The organism is Gilvibacter sp. SZ-19 (genome assembly GCF_002163875.1).
In the GTDB taxonomy this organism is placed as follows: Bacteria; Bacteroidota; Bacteroidia; order Flavobacteriales; family Flavobacteriaceae; genus Gilvibacter.
In genome coordinates, this window is sequence record NZ_CP019333.1 from 462797 (window position 1) to 483560 (window position 20764).

At 43.9% G+C, this 20764-nt stretch carries 20 protein-coding genes and 5 tRNA genes; 3 read left to right on the plus strand and 22 right to left on the minus strand.

The annotated features are described in order from the left end of the window. Nucleotides 1-10: 10 nt before the first annotated feature. From secE to BTO09_RS02155, 18 genes are all read right to left on the minus strand, one after another. Nucleotides 11-199 carry a preprotein translocase subunit SecE gene (secE, locus tag BTO09_RS02070; protein ID WP_087523082.1) on the minus strand — a complete coding sequence of 63 codons (189 nt, stop codon included), beginning with the start codon at nt 197-199 and terminating at the stop codon, nt 11-13. Between the two features lie 15 nt (nt 200-214). Further along, nucleotides 215-287: transfer RNA gene (locus tag BTO09_RS02075), tRNA-Trp, on the minus strand. Nucleotides 288-356: 69 nt separating this feature from the next. Next, on the minus strand, nt 357-1544 hold the full coding sequence (gene tuf / locus BTO09_RS02080; RefSeq protein WP_087523083.1) for an elongation factor Tu: 1188 nt from the start codon (nt 1542-1544) through the stop codon (nt 357-359). 132 nt (nt 1545-1676) lie between these two features. Continuing rightward, nucleotides 1677-1748: transfer RNA gene (locus BTO09_RS02085), tRNA-Thr, on the minus strand. A 115-nt stretch (nt 1749-1863) separates the two neighbouring features. Then, nucleotides 1864-1936: transfer RNA gene (locus tag BTO09_RS02090), tRNA-Gly, on the minus strand. Between the two features lie 362 nt (nt 1937-2298). Continuing rightward, nucleotides 2299-2381, minus strand: a tRNA-Tyr gene (locus BTO09_RS02095). Nucleotides 2382-2416: 35 nt separating this feature from the next. Then, nucleotides 2417-2490: transfer RNA gene (locus BTO09_RS02100), tRNA-Thr, on the minus strand. Nucleotides 2491-2593: 103 nt separating this feature from the next. Continuing rightward, nucleotides 2594-2896 carry a ribosome hibernation-promoting factor, HPF/YfiA family gene (gene hpf, locus BTO09_RS02105; protein WP_087523084.1) on the minus strand — a complete coding sequence of 101 codons (303 nt, stop codon included), beginning with the start codon at nt 2894-2896 and terminating at the stop codon, nt 2594-2596. Between the two features lie 35 nt (nt 2897-2931). After that, nucleotides 2932-3825, minus strand: coding sequence for a tyrosine-type recombinase/integrase (locus BTO09_RS02110; RefSeq protein WP_087523085.1), 894 nt, complete (start codon nt 3823-3825; stop codon nt 2932-2934). Between the two features lie 67 nt (nt 3826-3892). Then, nucleotides 3893-4087 (minus strand): 30S ribosomal protein S21, encoded by a 195-nt coding sequence (gene rpsU / locus BTO09_RS02115; RefSeq protein WP_087523086.1) that lies wholly within the window; start codon nt 4085-4087, stop codon nt 3893-3895. Nucleotides 4088-4163: 76 nt separating this feature from the next. Further along, the gene (locus tag BTO09_RS02120; RefSeq protein ID WP_087523087.1) at nt 4164-5597 is read right to left on the minus strand and encodes a carboxypeptidase-like regulatory domain-containing protein; all 1434 of its coding nucleotides are present in this window, start codon (nt 5595-5597) and stop codon (nt 4164-4166) included. A 234-nt stretch (nt 5598-5831) separates the two neighbouring features. Continuing rightward, on the minus strand, nt 5832-6998 hold the full coding sequence (locus BTO09_RS02125; RefSeq protein ID WP_087523088.1) for an acyl-CoA dehydrogenase family protein: 1167 nt from the start codon (nt 6996-6998) through the stop codon (nt 5832-5834). A gap of 75 nt (nt 6999-7073) precedes the next feature. Continuing rightward, entirely contained in the window at nt 7074-7928 is an 855-nt protein-coding gene (locus BTO09_RS02130; RefSeq protein WP_087523089.1) for a helix-hairpin-helix domain-containing protein, read from the minus strand. A 49-nt stretch (nt 7929-7977) separates the two neighbouring features. Next, nucleotides 7978-9627, minus strand: coding sequence for a sodium:alanine symporter family protein (locus tag BTO09_RS02135; protein ID WP_087523090.1), 1650 nt, complete (start codon nt 9625-9627; stop codon nt 7978-7980). Between the two features lie 88 nt (nt 9628-9715). Further along, nucleotides 9716-10747: a TrkA family potassium uptake protein gene (locus tag BTO09_RS02140; RefSeq protein WP_087523091.1), complete on the minus strand. Its 1032-nt coding sequence runs from the start codon at nt 10745-10747 to the stop codon at nt 9716-9718. A 32-nt stretch (nt 10748-10779) separates the two neighbouring features. Then, nucleotides 10780-11007 (minus strand): PspC family transcriptional regulator, encoded by a 228-nt coding sequence (locus tag BTO09_RS02145; protein ID WP_087523092.1) that lies wholly within the window; start codon nt 11005-11007, stop codon nt 10780-10782. A 75-nt stretch (nt 11008-11082) separates the two neighbouring features. Continuing rightward, nucleotides 11083-12063: a PLP-dependent cysteine synthase family protein gene (locus BTO09_RS02150; protein WP_087523093.1), complete on the minus strand. Its 981-nt coding sequence runs from the start codon at nt 12061-12063 to the stop codon at nt 11083-11085. 77 nt (nt 12064-12140) lie between these two features. Beyond that, the gene (locus BTO09_RS02155) at nt 12141-13379 is read right to left on the minus strand and encodes an ABC transporter permease (RefSeq protein ID WP_087523094.1); all 1239 of its coding nucleotides are present in this window, start codon (nt 13377-13379) and stop codon (nt 12141-12143) included. A gap of 9 nt (nt 13380-13388) precedes the next feature. Here BTO09_RS02155 and BTO09_RS02160 point away from each other — a divergent pair, with 9 nt between their 5' ends. After that, nucleotides 13389-14618 (plus strand): exo-beta-N-acetylmuramidase NamZ domain-containing protein, encoded by a 1230-nt coding sequence (locus BTO09_RS02160; protein WP_087523095.1) that lies wholly within the window; start codon nt 13389-13391, stop codon nt 14616-14618. Here BTO09_RS02160 and BTO09_RS02165 read toward each other — a convergent pair. After that, nucleotides 14606-15109 (minus strand): YkgJ family cysteine cluster protein, encoded by a 504-nt coding sequence (locus tag BTO09_RS02165; RefSeq protein ID WP_087523096.1) that lies wholly within the window; start codon nt 15107-15109, stop codon nt 14606-14608. The genes BTO09_RS02160 and BTO09_RS02165 overlap by 13 nt on opposite strands. A gap of 11 nt (nt 15110-15120) precedes the next feature. Here BTO09_RS02165 and BTO09_RS02170 point away from each other — a divergent pair, with 11 nt between their 5' ends. Then, nucleotides 15121-15834 carry a bifunctional 2-polyprenyl-6-hydroxyphenol methylase/3-demethylubiquinol 3-O-methyltransferase UbiG gene (locus BTO09_RS02170; protein ID WP_087523097.1) on the plus strand — a complete coding sequence of 238 codons (714 nt, stop codon included), beginning with the start codon at nt 15121-15123 and terminating at the stop codon, nt 15832-15834. Here BTO09_RS02170 and BTO09_RS02175 read toward each other — a convergent pair. Continuing rightward, entirely contained in the window at nt 15821-16324 is a 504-nt protein-coding gene (locus BTO09_RS02175; protein ID WP_087523098.1) for a DUF2059 domain-containing protein, read from the minus strand. The two genes, BTO09_RS02170 and BTO09_RS02175, sit on opposite strands and share 14 nt — an antisense overlap. A gap of 185 nt (nt 16325-16509) precedes the next feature. Here BTO09_RS02175 and BTO09_RS02180 point away from each other — a divergent pair, with 185 nt between their 5' ends. Next, nucleotides 16510-17298: a hypothetical protein gene (locus tag BTO09_RS02180; RefSeq protein WP_087523099.1), complete on the plus strand. Its 789-nt coding sequence runs from the start codon at nt 16510-16512 to the stop codon at nt 17296-17298. 6 nt (nt 17299-17304) lie between these two features. Here BTO09_RS02180 and BTO09_RS02185 read toward each other — a convergent pair whose 3' ends face one another. Further along, complete coding sequence (locus BTO09_RS02185; protein ID WP_087523100.1) at nt 17305-18942, minus strand: amidohydrolase; 1638 nt, start codon at nt 18940-18942, stop codon at nt 17305-17307. 75 nt (nt 18943-19017) lie between these two features. After that, nucleotides 19018-20757 (minus strand): TonB-dependent receptor, encoded by a 1740-nt coding sequence (locus tag BTO09_RS02190; RefSeq protein WP_087523101.1) that lies wholly within the window; start codon nt 20755-20757, stop codon nt 19018-19020. Between the last annotated feature and the right edge of the window lie 7 nt (nt 20758-20764).

Here is a 20764-nt window from a genome sequence, read left to right on the forward strand (position 1 = left end):
TCTGCAGCGTTTATCCCTTGATTAGTTTAAAGTATTGCTCGATCACTCCGGAGAAAACTGTGTCTACTCCCCATGTGGCCAAAGCCAGCACAACAGAAAATACCGCAACAATAACAGTAAGTCGTTGAGCCTCAGACAACGGTGTCCAAGTCACGTGATTTCTAAGCTCGTTATACGACTCTTTAATATATTCTATCATTGTTCTTGTGTTTTGCACGGGTTGAGAGACTCGAACTCCCGACACCTGGTTTTGGAGACCAGTGCTCTACCAACTGAGCTAAACCCGTAGATAAAAGTCAAGGTGTACCGCGTTTACGGGACACCTTTGACTTATATATGTTATCTACTGCTTAGACTTAGTCTAGGATTTCAGTAACCTGACCAGCTCCAACAGTTCTACCACCTTCACGGATAGCGAAACGCAATCCTACGTTAAGTGCGATAGGTTGAATCAAATCTACAGTGATGGTAAGGTTATCACCTGGCATTACCATTTCAACACCGTCAGGAAGGTTGATGTTTCCTGTTACGTCAGTTGTACGTACGTAGAACTGAGGACGGTAGTTGTTGTGGAATGGAGTGTGACGTCCACCTTCTTCTTTCTTAAGGATATAAACCTCGGCTTTGAATTTAGCGTGAGGAGTTACAGAACCTGGCTTACAGATTACCATACCTCTTTTGATCTCAGTCTTTTCAATACCACGTAGAAGGATACCTACGTTATCTCCAGCTTCTCCGCGATCTAGGATCTTACGGAACATCTCAACACCAGTAATAGTAGAAGTCAATTTCTCAGCTCCCATTCCGATGATGTCTACAGCGTCACCAGTGTTGGCAACTCCAGTCTCGATACGACCAGTGGCAACAGTACCACGACCAGTAATAGAGAATACATCTTCGATTGGCATCAAGAATGGCTTATCAACGTCACGCTGAGGAAGCTCGATCCAGTTATCAACAGCATCCATAAGCTCCATTACAGTGTCAACCCACTTTTGCTCACCGTTAAGTGCACCAAGAGCAGAACCAGCGATAACAGGACCATTGTCACCGTCATACTCGTAGAAGCTCAATAGGTCACGGATCTCCATCTCTACTAGCTCAAGTAGCTCCTCATCGTCCACCATATCCACTTTGTTCATGAATACAACGATACGAGGAATACCAACCTGACGTCCTAGAAGGATGTGCTCGCGAGTTTGTGGCATAGGACCATCTGTAGCAGCAACTACAAGAATAGCACCGTCCATCTGTGCAGCACCAGTTACCATGTTCTTAACGTAGTCGGCGTGACCTGGACAGTCAACGTGTGCGTAGTGACGGTTAGCCGTCTGATACTCTACGTGAGAGGTGTTAATAGTAATACCTCTTTCTTTTTCTTCTGGAGCGTTATCGATAGAGTCGAAAGAACGCAACTCAGACAATCCTGCGTTGGCTAGTACAGTTGTAATAGCGGCAGTAAGGGTAGTTTTCCCGTGGTCAACGTGTCCAATAGTACCGATGTTCAAGTGCGGTTTGGAACGATCGAAAGTTTCCTTTGCCATGTTTATTAATTTTTAATCTTAATTATATTAGTGTTCAAATTTTAAATCTCTTTTGAATCCAGACCGTACAAAACACAAGATACTTACGTGCGCTTGGTGGTTAATTCAAAGAAGCAGCTTTCAGCTACCTAGAGCCAATGACGGGAATTGAACCCGTGACCTCTTCCTTACCAAGGAAACGCTCTACCCCTGAGCTACATCGGCGATTGCGGGTTGGGCCGTCAGAGACCCGCTTCGTACTTCTCGATTTATTACTAAACCGATAAGTACAGCAAAAATCGCACCCTCTTGAGAAGATGCGATTTCGGCTTTACTTTTGAGCGGGAGACCGGGTTCGAACCGGCGACATTCAGCTTGGAAGGCTGACGCTCTACCAACTGAGCTACTCCCGCGTTTTTTCTTGCTGTGCAAGATTGGTTATCCAGTACGTCGAAATTTTAGTGCTGCAAAATTAATGAAAATTTGCCAGAAATAAAACAAGCGAAAAGAGGTTTTATTGAAGACCGAAATTCGCCTTTAGTTTCACCCTTCGGATTACTCGGCTAACGCCTAGTATAACCCTTCTGAAACACTTTCATGTTTCACCATTCGGATTACCCGGCTGACGCCTCGTATCATCCTTCTGAAACACTTTTATGTTTCACCATTCGGATTACTCGGTTGACGCCTCGTGATCTTCGGTGGTGAACCATCTTTATTTTTTTTCGTCGGCTTACAAAAGCGAGCTTTTGACGCCGACCTCTAAAAAATAAAGTGGGGAGAGCAGGATTCGAACCTGCGAAGGTAAAAACCAACAGATTTACAGTCTGTCCTCGTTGGCCGCTTGAGTATCTCCCCGATAGCTCTAAAACATCGATTTTAAAGAACTTAAGAGCCGATGGAGGGACTCGAACCCACGACCTGCTGATTACAAATCAGCTGCTCTAGCCAGCTGAGCTACATCGGCGCTTTTAAACTTCCTTTTTGATCAAAAAAAAGTCCGCTATTTCTAACGGACTGCAAATGTATAATAAATTTCTTTTTTAAAAAACTTTTTGCAAAAAATTAGCCTAAAGATGGGCACGTTGTTTTTGCTTTCGTTTTTTGAGTTGGCGTTCTAAGGAATGAGCGCACTCATCTACACCCTCTTCGAACTTCCTACACTCCTTTTTTACAATAACATCATCGCCAGGAATACTCAAAAGAACTTCAACGATTTTGTTCTCTTTTTGACTGGTGTTTTGCACTTTCAGAAAAACATCGGCAAAAATAATACGGTCGTAGAATGTTTCTAACTTCGACAAACGTTTTTTAATGAATTCAATTAGTTTGATGTCCGCATCAAAATTTGGAGTCTGCACATTAACTTTCATACGCGGGTAATTTAAGTTAGACAAAAGATCGCCCTCTACGATTTGTTCCTCGGATGCGCCTTGCTGTGAATCTTTTTAAGTTCGGCTACACTGTTGTGGGTGTACACCTGAGTGGAAGCCAAACTCGCATGACCTAAAAGCTCTTTGACCGCATTGAGGTCCGCACCTTCATTGAGCAAGTGCGTTGCAAAGGAATGCCGCAAAATATGCGGGCTTTTCTTAACCTTTGAGGACGTCATACTAAAATACGAATTTATAATTCGGTAAACAAGCCTTTCGTACATTTTAGCACCCTTAGCGGTAACAAATAACCAGGGGGTCTCTGCGCCGTTTAACAGCTCCGCTCTTTCGTGATCTATATAACTGCGGAGTTCTATCAGCAACGAAGACAAAAGTGGCACTATCCGCTCTTTATTGCGCTTTCCTAAAACTTTTATAGAAGCCTGTCCAAAGTCCACATCAGACAGCTTTAAATTGATCAGCTCAGCGCGACGCATGCCGGTGGCGTAAAAAAGGCTTACTACCAATCTATCGCGAACGGGTTCAAATCCGCCTTGAGCTTCTAACTCGACCAAGGTCTGTTCTATCTCCGCTTGCGAAAAAGGCACTTGTAGTTTCTTCGGAGTCTTGAGGGCTTTGTGTTGCGCCAAGGGTGAAGCAGATATGGAACCGATCTTTAAAAGGAATTTGTAATACGCCTTTAGGGAGGCTACTTTTCTATTGATAGACCTATTGCTTATTTGCTGATCTACCAGAGATACGATCCAAGAACGGATCTGCGCGTAGTTCACCGACGCCAACTCACTTTGCCCATATTCCGACTCAATAAATGCACTGAAGGCCTCTAGGTCTCTTGAGTATGCAGCTAGCGTATGATGAGAATAATTCTTCTCCAGGTTCAGATACGCAATGAATTCGGTTAGGGCCATAAAAAAATCCGCTGGTCGTGTAAAGTTACACTTTCCAGCGGATTGTTTATACTGTTGTCCTAACGACCTAGATCTCTTCCTGATCTCTAAGATGTTGGATGTATTGTGCTTTTTGGATCTGCGCTCTGCGCTTTACAGAAGGCTTAGTAAACTGCTGACGTGAACGTAGTGCACGCATAGTTCCTGTTCTGTCAAACTTACGTTTGAAACGCTTTAGCGCTCTGTCGATATTTTCTCCGTCTTTAACTGGTATAATTAACATAGTGTCATCACCTCCTCTCTTTAGCGGATGCAAAGATAGAAAGTTAATTTTTATATCTGCAACTTCTTTTCGAAAATTATTCTTTGAACAAGGAAGCTCTTGTACTCAGATCGCGAATTAGTTTTTCTTCCTCCTCACTTTCTAGCAGCACATTGTAGCTTTTCCAAAACTCTTTGTTATAAGGTCTAGGAATAAAGATATCGTCTGTCCAATCTTGGCTCAGGGCATCGGTTATCACCTCATTGTCACGAATGATCTCTGTGAACACGATCTCTTGAACCGTATAATAGAATTGTTCTTCACGTTCTCTTTTGATCTGTTCGGCTGTTTTTTCTTGCTGATCCGAACTGCGATTTCCAATATTGACCAGTTTAGGGGTCTCGTAATAGATATAGTTCGGATACCATTTGTCTTCAAACTCCTTGTAGGTAATTACCAGCTTGTGATTGAGCGTAGTACCGAACAAACTCTTAGAGCGTCTGCGTTGGGCGTCTGAGGCAGCGATGAGTTCGTATTCGATTCGTTTTATAGCGTAGGTCTTCCAGTCGATATAGATCCAACCTTTAGGTTCGAATCCTTCATTGTAGATCCCAGGTGTATTAAGTCCGACGTAATCAGAACCCTTCTCAATTCTGATCTTATAGACCTTGCGGCCGTCGTCCACCAAAACAGTGTCTAAGCTAAACTGATGCCGCCCTAACATCTTATCACCTAGGATAGCAAACCTATCGCCAGCATTGCGAACCATATTGAGTTTACCTTTAAAAAGGTTACCCAAACCATTAACGCGGTTGTCGTTCCATTTTATGGCTTCTACCAACGATGCGGTTGCTATAGTATCTCTTCTGAGGTTATCGGCTTTGATGCGCATGCCTTTGGCGTCGCGCAAATAAGAATAATAGGTGAATAAGCTGTCCACATCTCGCAGATCATAACTCTTGCGATTCTCGTCCACATTCACTTTCAAATAATCTGATCCCCCTTTGGCGTAGCTGGAATCGTAAAGCGAGATCGCGCTCTCAATAAGCCATTTATATTCGATCTGATTACGCTCTTTGTGACGCAAAAATCCTTTTTGAATATAAGAACTGTCTGGTAAGTTCCGCGGCAATCGCTCCAAGGCTCTTATCACAATATCATTTCCGGTTGTGGGTCTTGGGTCTGCAACCACAAGAACCTCATCCAAAGAGGCAATGTCTTCTTCTAAGAAAATGTCTTCTGTAGGGTCGTAATCTGCAATGGCAGTTTTAAAACTCTTAAATCCAATAGAAGAGATAACCAGGGTGTCGTTCACATGTTTGGGCGGCACCACCAAAGAGAACTTTCCGTCGATATTACTTACGGTACCGATATAGGAATCCTTGACATAGACACTGGCGCTTTCAATGGGCATAAAAGTGGCGAAGTCTACGATCTTTCCGTTAAGTACTTTCTCTTGTTGTCCGTAAGTGAATCCGCAGGCTAAGAAAACACCTGCAAAGAGTAATTTTTTAAATAGATTGAGCTGCATGCATGTAGGTTTAAATCTCCCATTGTTTTACAGGGAGCTTCATTCATGCTCAAAGTTACACAAATCGACTAATTATGTGGCAGGCTTGTAGACTTTCCCGTCAATGACCATTTTAGCGATGCCATTGGGCATCTTCGCAAAAATGCATGCCCTCTAAGTTGCGGGTTTATATTGCTTCCCGTCAATCACCATTTTTGCGATGCCATTGGGCATCTTCGCAAAAATGCATGTCCTCTAAGTTGCGGGTTTATATTGCTTCCCGTCAATGACCATTTTTGCGATGATCTCGCGTAAGATCTCAGAAGTACCTCCTCCGATAGGTCCTAGCCTACTATCGCGAAGTAATCGCGCCATAGGATATTCTTCCATATAGCCGTAACCCCCTAGCATCTGCAGGCAGTCATAGGCAACTTCGTCTGCAATTTTTGTAGAAATCAGTTTAGACATGCTGGCCTCTTTAACCACATACTCCCCGTCTCCCAATCGTTTTGCAACGGTATAGTTAAAGGTTTTGCAAACTTCTACTTCGGAGGCTAACTGTGCGATCTTATGACGCAACGCCTGGAATTCAGAAATGGACTTCCCAAAGGCCTTGCGGTCTTTCATGTATTGAATGGTGTACTCTAAGGCCCATTCCGAGCGCGCGTGGGCATTTATCCCCATAATAAGACGCTCACTAGCAAAATGCTGCATGATGTATTGGAATCCTTTGTTCTCTTCTCCCAACATATTGCTCACAGGAACTTTTACATCGGTAAAGGATATCTCTCCTGTATCGCTTGCACGCCAACCCAATTTGTCAAGTTTGGTCGCTGCAACACCCTCCATGCTTCTATCTACAATGAATAAACTAATACCCTTGTTGCCCAAAGAGGGATCCGTTTTAGCTGCTACCACCAAATAGTCGCTGTAGACACCATTAGTGATAAAGGTCTTGGAACCGTTCAGAATATAGTGATCGCCTTGCTTTACAGCCGTAGATCGCATTCCAGATACATCAGAACCTCCAAAGGGCTCTGTCACACAAAGACAACCTATCATTTCGCCGTTAATACTCTTGGCCAAGTAATGTTGCTTTTGTTCTTCATTGCCTTCTGCGTTCAAGTGGGTCATTGCCAAATAGGCATGCGCCCACATTGCAGCCGCAAACCCACCGGATTGCACGCGCTGTAACTCCTCTAGAAAGATCACCGTGTAGAAGAAATCTAAGCCCATACCGCCGTAGGCTTCCGGATATGCAATCCCAAAGAATCCCATCTCACCCATTTTTGTCCAGATCTCCGGATCAATGGTACCACTGGCTTCCCAGTCTTCAATATGCGGCACCACTTCCTTTTGCAAGAAGTCGCGCAAACTGTCTCTGAAAAGATCGTGTTCTTCGGTAAAATAAGTAGTATTCATAGGTTGCAGAATGCTTTCGTTTTTACTGAACTCAAACGTTTGAGTTCCTTATTAAAAAAAAGGCGAATAGGGCTATTATTCGAATTGCAAATATACGGCAATTCCCGCTAACCAATCCGCAGTAATACCCTCTAACATAAGCAAGTCTTCTGGGGCAGAAATCCCATCTCGTAACCGTCTGAATATCACCAACTCCTTAGCCAATTCGAAATTAATTCCAGGCAAAGTTGCCAAGTCAGAAGCAGCTGCTGTATTGAAATCGATCTTACTAATGGTGTCCTTAGTGGCAATGGTGAAATGTTTAAGTAGTTCTGCTCTCACTTCAGGTTTTAGTCCATAGATCAGCCGCAATTGCAAACTGTCGGAATATGGACCATAGCGCTGCTTAAAACGGAGAATACGCCCTGCCAAAACTGGACCTATCCCGTAAACTGCCTCTAACTCCTCTTGGCTGGCGGCGTTCAGCTCCTTAACTTTTTCAGGGCGATCCCGGAAGGTGTTGGTCCGACTTTGCTGCGTCCATGCAGGGAATCTAAAATAGCTTTTCATTTCGGCCAGCAAGGAATCTGAGACTCCAGTGACTCGCTGAAAATCCGCAGCAGATCGCAACCACTTGTCTTGAGCGCGAAAACTTTCTAAAGCAGTCAAAGCACTATCGCTAATACCCCACAGATAAGCATTGTACGGACTCAGAAAATTAGGGTTGAATTTATAGCGTCTCGGCTTGGCCTTGTCCAGCTTTAAGGAATCCAATGAGGCTCGCTCTTTCTGAGATACGGATGCATTGAGATCAACTGGTATATGCTCTGGTCTTTCACCACCGTGAATCAGCCATAAAAGACCTGTAAATGCAATTAGGAATAAGGCAACACTTAGCTGGTCGCGCTTGTAGAATAGCAGTTGTTTTTTGAGTAAAAAAAATACCCCCATGTCAAATCGTTTTGCATAGGGGTATTAGTAAAAAAGTTAGTCTGGTCGTCTAGTTGGACGATTTAAGTCCTTTAATGGCAGCCAGGTATTTCTTCATTTCCTCGCGCACCTTAGGGAACAGGAAGAATAGTCCTATCATGTTCGGGAACACCAAGGCAAGGATCATCGCATCGGAGAATTTGATCACCGCATCCAAAGTGGCAGCAGCACCAATCACCACGAACAATAGGAACATGATTTTATAGATAAGGTCGGCAGTTTTTCCTTTACCGAACAGATATTTCCAAGACTGTAGGCCGTAGTAAGACCAAGAGATCATGGTCGAGAAGGCGAACAAAACAATCGCGATTGTCAATACATAAGAGAAGCCTGGGATAACCGAGTCGAATGCGCGGGAGGTCAAGTCCACTCCTCCGAGCTGCTCTCCGGTTCCGTTTAAGATCACGTTAGAACCTTCTACTGCTCCGTATTCAAATACACTTTGCAAATTGGTTCCGTCGATATTAAAGAAGATGATCACCAAGGCAGTCATAGTACAAATTACTACCGTATCAATGAATGGCTCCAAAAGGGCAACTACACCCTCACTAGCCGGATATTTTGTTTTTACTGCGGAGTGAGCAATTGCTGCGGACCCTGCTCCAGCCTCGTTAGAGAAAGCCGCGCGTTGGAATCCAACAATAAGCACTCCGACAAAACCACCTAAACCAGCCATAGGCGTGAAGGCTCCTTTAAAGATCAGCCCAAAAGCATCTCCGATATAAGAGATATTGGCAAAGATGATGATCAAGGCTGCTAGTACATAGATACCCGCCATAAATGGAACGATCTTCTCTGTAATTTTAGCGATACGCTTGATACCCCCAATAATTACAATTCCTACTAGAACTGCAAGAATAACTCCAATGATGAATCCGGTAGCTCCGCCCTCTAATCCCATAAGCGAAGAAAGCTGCACTGTGGCCTGGTTAGACTGAAATGCGTTTCCTCCTCCAAAGGAAGCTCCGACACAAAGAATGGCGAACAATCCGGCAAGCACTTTACCAAGACCGCCCATGTTCTGCTCCTTAAGTCCTTTAGACAAATAGTACATCGGACCACCGTAAACGGTTCCATCAGGACCAACATCACGATACTTAACACCCAAGGTACATTCCACAAATTTGGTAGCCATACCAATAAGACCACAAACGATCATCCAGAAAGTTGCTCCAGGACCACCCAAGGCGATCGCTACAGCAACCCCAGCAATGTTTCCTAAACCTACGGTACCAGAAACAGCTGTGGCCAAAGCCTGAAAGTGAGATACCTCTCCTTCTTGACTTTCGTCACGAATGGTATCTGGCAAATCGCCATCTACAATATTTACGTCTGATTTTTCAACTCCGTGTCCGTCCGCACCTTCAATGTCGTCGTATTTCCCGCGCACCGTATTAATGGCCAACGGAAATCTTCGGATGCTTGGCACTTTGAAATAAACTGTAAAGAAAGTTGCTCCTAAAACCAATAGAATTACTACTACAGAAACATTGTATTCGCCTAAGGGAACCGTGGTTAGAACAAGATTCTCCCACCAAACGGCAGCGGGCATAACCGCATCGTTTATCTTTTCGTCGATGCCGGCTTCTTGGGCCTCTTGAGCGAAAGAAAATAAAGGTGATAATAAAGCGAATGCTAACAGAAGTACTCTTTTGTACATAGTAATTGATTTAGTTTGCGTTTTTCAGGCTCACAAGATGCTAAAAAAAACTGCGAATTCAAATTTTTGGCCGTTAAAAAGTGGGCTGTTAAACCTTGTAAACTTCCTTTAAACGCTCGATTTGCGGCGGCCTTCCAATAAGGATGAGTTTGGACTCTTTTTTAAGGATCATTTCTGGCTCCGGATTCACAACATACTCGCCGTTAGGAGATTTATATCCGATTATAGAACAGCCTGTACGTTTGCGAAGATCAAGATCGCGGATGGCCATTTCTATACCATCTGGGCAGATGTTCTCAAAAGAGACCTGCTCTACGTTTATACTATCCTCTTCTCCGGAAACTGTAAGATTATCTAAAAATTCGACCAGATCTGGAACCACTACTAGCGATGCCATATGCTCTCCGCCTATCTTGTCTGGCATGATCACATTGTCGGCTCCGGCCAATTTGAGTTTTTGATAACTGGTCTCTTCGGTGGCACGGCTAATGATTCGCAGCTTGGGATTGATCTGTCGGGCAGACAAGACAATAAATAAATTATCTGCATCGCTCGGCAAGGCACAGATCAAGGTTGAAGCTCTATCGATACCTGCCTGATAAAGCACCTCATCCTCGTCTGCATTTCCAAGGACCATGAGTATGTCGTCGTCAAGAACGGCTCTAGAAACTATTTCTTCGTCAATTTCCACTACAACAAATGGTTTGTTATAGGCGCGTAGTTTTTGCACGGCTTGACGCCCGTTTCGGCCATAACCACAGACAATTACATGTCCACTTAAAGATTCAATTTGCTTTTTCACTCTTTTCTGGGTAAGGTTTCCAATATTGCTTTTACCGAGCAAATACTCGGAGATCACCGTAATGGCATATCCCACAATAAAGATACTGGATATGATCAATACAGAGGTAAATATCTTTTCGCTGGGTCCTAGCGGCTCCACCTCTTGGAATCCAACGGTGGTAATAGTAATAATGGTCATGTAGACCGCATCTATCCAACTGTAGTCCGCATAGAATTTAAACCCGAAAACTCCTGCAATAAAAACCACAAGCAACAAGCCAAGGGCAATGTTGATCTTAGATCTAAAATATCGTGTCAGCAGGGTAACTTTAGGCATAAAGTATTCGGTTGGCACAACTGCAAAACCTACTAGAGGTCAAAAACAGAAGTTCGTTTGGTGTAAATTAAGTCTTTTAGTTTAAGCCAAAAAGCCAAGGTGAGATAAATTGCAAATCCGGCTCCCAAAGTGGCAAAGCTCACGTAGATAAAAAACAGGCGAACACTTTTAGCGCGCATGCCCAAGCGTTCGGCCAAGCGAGAGGACACATAAAACCCTCGTCGTTCTAGATAATGCCTTAAATCGTAAACCCAATTCATAGCTATTGGCCTTTAGTGCAAGATAAGAAAACCCCCGATTTTCATCGAGGGTTTTTAAGGTTTTCAAGGGTAAATCTATTCGATATAACCCATTTTTCGCATCCAATCGTCGTTGAACATTTTACCCACATAACGACTGCCGTGATCGTGAAATAGTACCACCACCACATCGTCTTCATTAAAGTGTTCTTTGAGTTGCAGCAGGCCTTTCATAGCTGCTCCTGCAGAGTTTCCTAAGAACATCCCTTCTGTTTTAGCCAATAATTGGGTATAGATGGCAGCATCCTTATCGGTTACTTTGGTAAAGCCATCTATGATGCTAAAATCGACGTTTTCTGGTAAAATGTCTTCGCCTATCCCCTCGGTAACATATGGGTAGATCTCCTTTTCGTCAAAGATTCCGGTCTCGTGGTATTTTTTAAACACGCTTCCGTAGGTATCAATTCCCCAAACTTTAATATTAGGATTCTGCTCTTTCAAATATTTCCCAACTCCAGAAATAGTCCCCCCTGTTCCAACGCCAACAACAAAGTGGGTTACCTTACCGTCTGTCTGCTTCCAGATCTCCGGCCCGGTACTTTCGTAATGTGCTACAGCATTACTCGGATTGTCGTACTGATTCACATACCAACTGTTTGGAGTTTCTTCTCCTAGGCGTTTAGAAACCGAATAATAAGACCGTGGATCGTCTGGAGCCACATCTGTAGGACATACAATCACTTCTGCCCCCATGGCTTTTAACACATCTACTTTTTCTTTGGACTGCTTATCTGTAGTAACAAAGATGCTTTTGTAGCCTTTTACCACCGCAGCAAGGGCCAAGCCCATTCCAGTATTTCCGGAAGTTCCTTCAATGATGGTACCTCCTGGTTGCAAGCGCCCATCGGCCTCAGCGTCTTCTACCATCTTTAGGGCCATGCGGTCTTTTACCGAATTCCCAGGGTTGAATGTTTCGTATTTTGCCAACACCAAGCAAGGTAGATCCTTAGCCAAGTGATTGATCTTTACCAAAGGAGTATTTCCTATAGTGCCTAATATATTTTCTGCGTATTCCATTTGTGTTTTTAAGACCTGGCAAAGGTACAAAACCCCTCGGTCTTTCCTTAGATAGCTATTCTTTAATTGCTGCGGATTTATTCAAAGCGGATCGCCTTAATAGGATCAATTCTCGAGACCGTAAAACTAGCGCCCCATAGCATCAGAAGACAAAGAGCTAATGTCCCAGCATTCAAGGCCAAAACATAAAAGGCGTTCAGGTATACTGGAGCTTCTTTCATATAGTATACCTCTGGGTCAGGATACTCAAACAGCCCAAACTGCGCCTGGATAAATATGAGGCCGAGCCCTATCAGATTTCCCCAAAACAAACCGCGCAAAATAATATAACCCGCATTGTATAAAAAGACCTTTTGTATACTCCAGTCGGAGCTACCTAGAGCCTTTAAAGTTCCTATCATTTGGGTACGTTCTAAAATAAGCACCCACAAGGCCGTTATCATATTGATCCCGGCAATAACGATCATGATCCCAATAATGAGGTAGATATTAAAATCGAACAGATCCAACCACTCAAAAATAGAGAGGTATTTCTCCCTTATGCTGATGGCGTTGAGTTCCGAATCGATATTCTCATAAACTGCTGCACTGGTCTCAGCGAGCTTGTCAAAATCGGCCACAAAAAGCTCAAAACTGCCTATCTGATCTGGCTCCCATTTGTTCAAGCGCTGAATGTGACGAATATCGGCCACCAAGAATTGCTGGTCAAACTCTTGGAACCCGCTGTTGTATATACCCACCAGATCAAAACCCCGTGTTCTAGTTGGGCGTTCGCTATCGTTATTGACAAAATAGGTCGCAACCTTATCTCCCAACTTTAAATTTAGTCGTTTGGCTAAATATTCAGAAATGAGGATCTCCGCGTTTAAGTTCCCGCTATAGTCTGGCAATCGGCCTGCTGTGAGATACTCCTCAAAATGCGAGAAGTCGTAATCGGCATTTACTCCTTTAACAACTACACCTTCAAAGGTCTCTTCGGTGCGGATTATCCCACCTTTTAAAGCGGTGACCTGTATATGCTTTATCCCTGGGACCAGATTAAACTCCGGATAGAATTCTTGGTTTATGCTGATGGGGATCTGAGAATCAAAAGAAAAGTTGGTATCATAATTGGAGATGATGATATCGCCGTGAAAAGCAGAAACCTTTTCTTTGATCTTGCGTTGCAGTCCAATCCCCGTAGCAATGGCAATAAGCATCACTATGGTGCCAATGGCAATAGCCGCTATGGCTATTTTTATAATTGGACCCGATACGCTACTTTTATGATCCTTGGAACGCGCAATGCGGCGGGCTATAAAATATTCGAAATTCACTCCAGATCTATGACTGTTCTAAGTCTCAAAAATACGTTTTTATTCCTTCTGATTGTTATGTGTTCCTGCGGATCCAAATCGCAAGAAGCTGATGAAAGTCTTCCAGATCAAAATCCGAAAGCACAAATCACACCGGTTCCTGCAGCAAATCAAACAGAAGAATATTTTCCATTACTACAAGGCAAGCGTGTAGCGGTTGTTGCCAATCAGACCAGTATAATATCGGCCACAAAAAACAGCTATACACATCTTGTAGACAGCTTACTTGCCAGAGGCGTTGATATTGTAAAAGTATTCGCTCCAGAGCACGGCTTTAGAGGTCGCGCTGATGCAGGCGAGGCCGTTAAAGATGGCCTAGACACAAAAACAGGCTTAGCCTTGTTGTCATTACATGGCAAACACAGAAAACCAACTCCGGAGCAACTAACAGATGTAGATATAATAGTCTTCGACATACAGGACGTAGGCGTACGTTTCTACACCTACATCTCAACCATGAGTTTGGTCATGGAAGCCGCTGCAGAAGCGGGCATTCCGATAATTGTTTTGGATCGACCCAATCCCAACGGACATTATGTTGACGGCCCTACTATGCTTAAAGAGCATACAAGCTTTCTAGGTATGCACACGGTTCCGCTTGTTTATGGAATGACCATTGGCGAATACGCCTTAATGGTCAATGGCGAAGGTTGGTTAAAAAATGGGATCAAAGCAGATTTAACAGTAATTAAAAACACAGCATACAACCACCGTTCTAAGTATATGTTGCCGGTTAGGCCATCACCAAATTTGCCTAACGCAACGGCAGTTAACCTTTACCCGAGTTTAGGCCTTTTAGAGGGAACCAACCTCAACGCTGGCCGTGGTACTGACTATCAGTTTCAACTATTGGGCTCGCCTTATTTACCAGCAGAAAAATACACCTATCAGTATACCCCAAAACCCAACTTCGGATCTAAATATCCAAAACACCAAGACACCGAATGCAATGGTTTGTTCTTAGGGCAGCAACCTTATTTGAGTCAGGTGGATCTGCAATGGATAGTACAAGCCTATCGCGATCACACCAAAAAAGATAAGTTCTTCAATACAGCGAATTTCACCACTCACGCCGGCACTCCCCTGCTGCAACAGCAAATAGAGCAAGGCTTAAGCGCCGAAGAGATCCGAGCGAGCTGGCAAGCCGAAATAGAAGAATTTAAAAAGACCCGCGCTAAATACCTGCTTTACGACGAATAATTAGGCAAGCGCTTTTTCATTTCCTCCACAATATTATAAGCCGCTGGGCAGATGGCTACATTCTTTAAGGTCAGGTTGGAGATCTGCTGAAACTTCTTGCGGTCCGTATGCGGAAATTCACGACAAGCCTTAGGGCGATGATCGTAGACCGAACAGTAATTATCGGCACCTAGAAAAGGACAAGGCACCGTCTGCAGAACATAGTCGTTTTCTTCATCGATCCGCAAATAGGTTTCAATGAACTGCTGCTGTTTCATTTTAAAGAGCTTGGCAAGTCTATCAATGTCCTTATCGGTAAACAAAGGACCTGTGGTCTTGCAGCAGTTGGCGCACTCCAGACAATCTGTTCGTGTAAACTCGTCCTCGTGCAGTTCTACCATCAGGGCATCCAGATGCTTTGGCGGACGCTTTTTGAGCTTGGCGAAGAACTTCTTGTTCGCTTTATGGTTAACTTTGGCTTTTTCTGCCAGCTGTTCGAGCTGCTTATTCATAGTTTCTGCGGATGCGTGTTACCGATCTCATGGGCCAGGCCATAAAAGACCACTTTGCGGGTAAAGATACAGAAGACCTCTGGAACGAAACCTCCATTAGCGAAAAGGATGTCTTGCCACTAAAACATTTGTTCCGTGACTATGACGACATGCCTTTTATTGAACAAAAGGCTTTGGAACTAGCTCGTGGTAAAATTTTGGATGTTGGCTGCGGAGCTGGCTCGCATAGCCTATACCTCCAAAAGCAAGGTCATGACGTAACCGCTTTAGATCTTAGCACCGATAATATTGAAGTAACTAAAGCTCGCGGTGTAATGCAAACGCGCTGCGAATCTATCTACGAGCTTGAACATGAAAAGTTTGACACCTTACTACTTCTGATGAACGGCACTGGGCTTTTTGGGCGCTTGGATCAGACTAAAAAAGCCTTGGAACATCTCAGATCGCTCTTGGCTCCGCAGGGACAAATCCTCATAGACTCCAGTGACCTGCAATATATGTATGACTACGATGAGGCTGGAAACTTGGACGTGCCCGAATATTTAAAATATTACGGGGAGCTGGAATGTGTGTTGCATTACAAAGGGCAACAATCCGAACCTTATTATTGGTTGTACCTGGACCCAGAGACCTTTGGGATCTTGGCCCAATTGGCGGGTTTACAGTTTGAACTTATCGAAGAAGGGGAGAACTTCGATTATCTCGCCAGACTTACTGCTGTTTAGGAGCATAACCTAGTGCCTTCAACTCATTGATGGTATCCATATACAGATCGCGACTCCAAGATTCTGATGCGGCAGAAATATTCTGAATAAGACTTTGTTGCACTGCTACCAACTTCTGTCCGGTAGCAGAATTGATAAACGTATTCTGATTGGCTCGCTGCTGCTCTGGGGAACTGCTGTAATGTGTATATAGGTTCTGAATATCGGTTTCTTCGAAATAACTACGGTATACAGAAGCTAGCATATTCACTATACCCGATACAGCTTCGGATTTTTTAGCCTCTAATTTTTCCCACTGCGATGCAGGCACCCCAGAACCTTCGAATTGATTCTTTATCAGTCCGACCATTTGGTCAAAAGCCGCTTCGTACTGGGTTTGCGTCCCGTTTATTTTAAGATAATTGATGGTCTGTTGTTGTGCAGCATCTGTTTGGGCATCCGCAGAAAAACAAAACAGTGAAAGTAGCGTTAATAGAAAGAGAGCTCTCATAAGAATAAAAAAATGCTTTAATTTTGTGCAAAGTACACAATCACGCTATGAAATGAGCACAAACAAATTTAATTGCTAAAATGAGTTTAGTTTAAATTAAATTTTTTGTGCGAAAGCAAAGCGGTTGATCGATGCAAATATTTTTTATTTGATTAATTGACCGTACAAAGAAAAATATTAAATCGATGAATAAATTAAGATACCTCCCCTATTTACTCCTGTTGACCTTTTTTGTCCTTTCATCCTGTAAAAGTGACGATTCCTCGGGAGGCGATGATACCGAAGAACCCAATCCCAACGCCGCCAACCTTTTGAGTGTTGGAGATTCGGCTGCCGATCTTTTGGGAAACACCAATTTTGACGCCATTAATGTGGAGCTGGTCTTTGTAGAGAATTTCAATCCACGTGCCGAAACCATAGATAATTTGCGCATCTTTCTAGAAGAACGACTCAATAAACCTGGAGGAATCACTTTTACCCAAAGATCCATTGCGCCTATTGGCATGCAGCCTTTTAGTACTGCGGAGATAGCCGAGATAGAAGATCAAGTTCGTACGGTATACAACCAGGGCACTACCCTAGGGGTATTTATTTTCTTTACTGATGGAGCCAATATAAACGATACCCAGTTCAGTAAAACCCTGGGTACAGCTTACAGAAATACTTCCTTGGTGATCTACGAAGAGACCATTCGCGAGTTCAGTGACGAAACTGGAGAGCCAGGACGTGTCGCTTTAGAAAGCACTACCCTTAATCACGAGTTTGGTCATTTACTTGGTCTGGTAGATCTGGGAACTCCCTTGGCTTCAGATCACGAAGATCCTATCAATACCCATCACTGCGTAGTTGAAGACTGCCTGATGTTCTTCCAAACGGAAATTCAAGGAGGAATCTTTAAGATGAAGAACTACAACGCCATTACTCCTTTAGATCCGCTTTGTATTGCAGATCTACAGGCCAACGGCGGACTCTAGGTCATTTTATTTTTGCTCGTAAACGAGCTCCCCGTTTATATAGGTACGAACAGCAGTAACATTCGGTATATCTGATTCGGCTATTGTCATAATATCTGCGGATAGCACCGTAAAATCGGCCAATTTACCTACTTCTATACTGCCCTTTTCTTCTTCTTCAAAGTTCGAATAAGCGGCCCAAATGGTCATTCCTTTAAGCGCTTCTTCTCTGCTGAGTTTTTGCTCAGGCAAGAACCCACCTTCTGGATATCCTTCCAGATCTTGGCGCGCTACAGCGGCGTAAAAGGTCAGCATAGGATTCACTTGCTCCACCGGAAAATCGGTTCCTAGAGCAACCAAGCCTGCCTTGTCCAATAAGGTCTTAAAAGAATAGGCTCCTTTAATGCGGTCTGGACCAACGCGATCTTCTGCCCAATACATATCACTGGTAGCGTGGGTGGGTTGTACTGAAGGGATAATATTCTTAGAAAAATAATCGAAGTCTGCCACACTGATCACTTGGGCGTGCTCTACCTTCCAACGGGCATCTGTTTGATCTTTTAGCACTTCTGAATAAGCGCGCAAAACAGCAATGTTTGCAGAGTCGCCAATAGCGTGGGTGTTCATTTGATATCCTGCCGCATTAATGCGCTTGGCCAAAGCCAGAAGATCTTCTTCTGTGGTGATCATGGCCCCGTAATGTCCATCTTGGTCGCTGTAGGGTGCACGTAAGGCAGCTCCTCTAGAACCCAGGGCTCCGTCGCCATAAACTTTTACAGAACGTACATTGAGTCTATCGGTCTTGAGAATTCCTTTATTTAAAAAGTGATCCAGATTTTCTGGAGCATTAGATACCATGGCGTACAAGCGCAGTTTCAAAGTACCGGCTTGCTGCAGGGAATCAATAAGTTCGATTGCGGCTCTGTCTAGACCAGCATCGTTTACTGTAGTTAGCCCGTAGGAAAGACAATTCGATTCTGCATCGGTCAGGGCTTTTACGTAATAGGCAACATCTTTTGCAGGGCGTACGGCATCTACTAATCGCATAGGTGCATCAACTAGGATTCCGCTTGGAGCTCCGTTTTTTAAGATGACCTCACCACCTGGCAATTTAGTGCTAGCCGTTACTCCAGCCATTGCTAATGCTTTGGAATTTACCCATAAGGCGTGACCGTCTATTCTGCGCAAGGCCACCGGAGTATCTGGAAAGGCTGCATCTAATTGCTCTTTGGTTGGAAACTCTTTGACCTCCCAGTCGTTCTGATCCCAGCCACGACCGCTAATGAACTCGCTTTGGTTTTGCGCTTGAAAGGCCTTCACCCTTGCAATGACATCCTCGGCACTTTTGGTGCCAACCAAGTCTACTTCTTGCATACCAACTCCTAAATTGAGTAAGTGCGCATGTGCATCTATAAGACCCGGAACTATGGTTTTTCCTTGTGCATTATAGACATTTTCACTTTCGTATTCAGCTGTGATCTCATAGTCCGAACCGACTCCTAAAATCACCCCTCCTTCACCTACAGCAAAAGCATTGGCGGTTCTGAACTGAGCATCTACCGTGTAGATATTGGCATTGGTAACGATAAGCTCCGCAGGGATCTTTTCTGTTGCAGTCTTACAAGAGAACAAGCTGCAAAGTAGCAGCAAGGATAAAATTCGCATGGTTGGATTTTTTTTATAAAAATACAACAATAGACGCGAAATCTACCGCAAGTTCACCGGGTCACCTCCGCAGTACTACCAATTGAATTTATAGGTAGCTCCTGCTAAGAGCTGCAACCCTTGCACCGGAAAGTTAAACCACTTCTGGTAGTTGGTTCCCACTAAGTTATTCCCACGCGCAAAGATAGAAACCCGCTCATTGATGCGATAGGTCGCGTAGAGGTTGGCATCGAAATAATTGTCTAAGGTAACTACCACTGGTAAGGTTGTGGTGAAGGTGTCAGAAAAAACGTCTTGGCGCTCGCCTACAAAGAACAGGCTGGCTCCAGCAAATAATTTTTCTGAGAATTGAACATCTACAGTAGCAGCAGCGGTAAACTCTGGTAAATTCCAAGGGTTGCTGCCGGTAAGCTCTCCATCATAACCGTAGTAGTTTCCACTAACACCAAAAGTGGCTTGCTCGGTTAAAGCAATCTTCAGCTCTCCAAAGAAATTCAAGGTCTGTACATTGTCATAGACCACTTGGAAGGAGTTGCCAAATTCATAACCTTCAAATCCTTGGCCTGCACCTTTGTACGGATTAGCCAGGAATAATGGTTTATTGTTCTCATTGGAGTAACCTCCGCGGAAGTTATAACTCAGGTTCCCACCAAACTTTCCCTTAAGACCTAAGTAGGCATCGTAAACCTGATCTGTTGGGGCTATGGTCAAGGTAGGAGACACAAATGGATTCTCTTCTTTTAAGTCGTAGTAGGAGTTCTGATTCAGATCTCCCTCTATTCCTCCGTAGGCAATAACGGTATCGTCCAACAAACGATAAGAAGCTCTAACCCGCGGATACACGAACAGATCCGTATCACTGTTTTCAATATCCTGTCCCATATACACGGCAGCTCCGAGGTATAGTGTTAGATCGTCAGTTAAGATCTCTAGAGCTGGGCTTAGACCAAGGTTAAGGAACCCATAATCTATTGGCATATCGTCAAAATAACTGCGTTCAAAACTGCCCGAAACAAAGTCCAGGTCTACATCAACCAGAAAGCGATAGTCTGTGATGGGTAATTCTATTTGTGGATTCAGAGTCGCGCGGATCTCGTTAGAACCAAATTTATCTGACAAGAAACCAATGCTCCCACGGCCGGACTTGAAATAAGAATCTTCTAAGGTCAATCCACCGCTTAAAAAAGCACTGAAATAGGTTTGTGTTGGGTCAATACTTTCAATTAGCTCTTGCGGGAGTGATACAGTTGGATTGACTCCGTACCAATTGTAGAGCTGATGCGTAACATCTAAATTAATGTCGTACCCCAGATCGCGTTGAAAAGAGGTATAGGACAAAGCCAGATCGGTATCCAGAAAACTGGCATCTAAGGGAATATCTTCTATATCTCCCTGTGCCGAATTGTGCTGCAAGAAAAGGCCAAAGTTATCAGTACGGCTCAGTTGCCAACTCGAATAGAACTCTGCCAAAGCAGTCGTGTAACTACCCAAGCCTAAGGTCGCATAATTATCATAAAGCGGCGCGCGTTCTGCTTTTTCTACGCCAACGGCAGTTCCTTTGGCTGGCGTAAAAGTAGAAGCTACTGGTACAGAATAGATCCCGTAGGTTACGTCTTGCTTTTGACTGGTTATAGAATCGTTGATCTCTGGGGTTTGTTTTATCTTAAATGCATCTGACAAACTCGGCGTATAGGGCCGCACCACATTGACCACTTCCGTATCTAATGTTTGGTCTTCATCGTCTTGTGCAAAGGAAGAAAAACTCCCTAGCAATAATAGCATGCTGAGCGCAATCAGTCTGTTATATAAAGTCATTCGAATA